Here is a 1,039-nt window from a genome sequence, read left to right as displayed (position 1 = left end):
ACTTGTGCTTGCGGTCGTGACTGCGTGCCTTTTGAAGAATGAGCCTGCGAGTTTGCGGCATGTTGCGAGGTTAACCCGTGTGGGGGAGCCGTAGCGAAAGCGAGTCCGAAGAGGGCGTTTGAGTAGCGTGTTCAAGACCCGAAGCGGAGTGATCTAGCCATGGGCAGGGTGAAGCGGAGGTAAGACTTCGTGGAGGCCCGAACCCACCAGGGTTGAAAACCTGGGGGATGACCTGTGGTTAGGGGTGAAAGGCCAATCAAACTCCGTGATAGCTGGTTCTCCCCGAAATGCATTTAGGTGCAGCGTCGTGTGTTTCTTGCCGGAGGTAGAGCACTGGATAGGCGATGGGCCCTACCGGGTTACTGACCTTAGCCAAACTCCGAATGCCGGTAAGTGAGAGCGCGGCAGTGAGACTGTGGGGGATAAGCTCCATGGTCGAGAGGGAAACAGCCCAGAGCATCGACTAAGGCCCCTAAGCGTGTGCTAAGTGGGAAAGGATGTGGAGTCGCAGAGACAACCAGGAGGTTGGCTTAGAAGCAGCCATCCTTGAAAGAGTGCGTAATAGCTCACTGGTCAAGTGATTCCGCGCCGACAATGTAGCGGGGCTCAAGCACACCGCCGACGTCGTGTCACTCACATGGATAGCCCTAACGGGTGTGTGGGTGGGTAGGGGAGCGTCGTGTGCCGGGTGAAGCAGCCGTGTAAGCGAGTTGTGGACGGTATGCGAGTGAGAATGCAGGCATGAGTAGCGATACATACGTGAGAAACGTGTGCGCCGATTGACTAAGGGTTCCTGGGTCAAGCTGATCTGCCCAGGGTAAGTCGGGTCCTAAGGCGAGGCCGACAGGCGTAGTCGATGGATAACCGGTTGATATTCCGGTACCCGTGGCAGTGCGCCAACGCTGAATCAGGTGATGCTAAGCCCGTGAAGCCCCCAGCATGTGTCCTTCGGGATGCTGTTGGTGTGGTGGAGCCGGCGGACCGAGCTTGTAGTAGGTGAGTGATGGGGTGACGCAGGAAGGTAGTCCAGCCCGGGCGG

At 57.7% G+C, this 1,039-nt stretch carries 1 rRNA gene; it reads left to right on the top strand.

The annotated features are described in order from the left end of the window. Nucleotides 1-1,039: ribosomal RNA gene (locus I004_RS0127785) — 23S ribosomal RNA — on the top strand; the annotation flags it as partial.

Source organism: Streptomyces sp. TAA486 (genome assembly GCF_000426165.1).
The sequence above is the reverse complement of the archived record's forward strand: the minus strand, read 5'-3'. Positions and strand labels throughout refer to the sequence as shown.